Source organism: Oleiphilus sp. HI0066, from assembly GCF_001635725.1.
Genome location: NZ_LWFH01000566.1, coordinates 1 through 575 on the forward strand (window position 1 = coordinate 1; position 575 = coordinate 575).

Annotated in this window: 1 protein-coding gene; it reads left to right on the forward strand. The window is 44.0% G+C overall.

The features are described 5' to 3' along the window. Positions 1-141 precede the first annotated feature (141 nt). Positions 142-575 (forward strand): succinylglutamate desuccinylase/aspartoacylase family protein (locus A3738_RS07620; protein ID WP_197473684.1); only part of this gene is annotated, 434 nt, incomplete at its 3' end.

The window sequence follows — 575 nt, forward strand, 5'->3', positions numbered from 1 at the left end:
AGCTACAATATTGCATACGTCGACGTTTATGGTGAGTAAATGATATTCGCATTGGCCAGATCGACAACGGGGACCCGATATTATCCCTAGACCATTAATGTGCAGATGATGAATAACACCTTACAACAGAACTAATTTTTTATGATTTCTATTTCAAGATTCGAGACGCTCAACCCTGGTCCACATTTGATTGTTTTAGGAGCTGTGCATGGCAATGAAACCTGCGGTACCACTGCTATTCGCAAGCTAATTGATGAACTCAACAATGGGCTCTCTTTAACCAAAGGCACATTGACGTGCGTCCCGATTTGTAATCCCAAAGCATACGAACAAGGTACCCGCTTCTATGAACGTAACCTCAACCGCGCGATGTACATAAAAGAGTCGCCTAAAGACTATGAAGACTTCATCGATCCCGTGCTTTGCGGTCTTCTCGATCAAGCTGATGTATTGCTCGACATTCATTCTTATGCTTCCCAAGGTGGGCCCTTTGGATTCTTAGGCTCCACGAATACTCAGGAGATTGAATATTGCCGTTCGCTGGGTATCAATGACTTTGTTTATGGCTGGGCAGA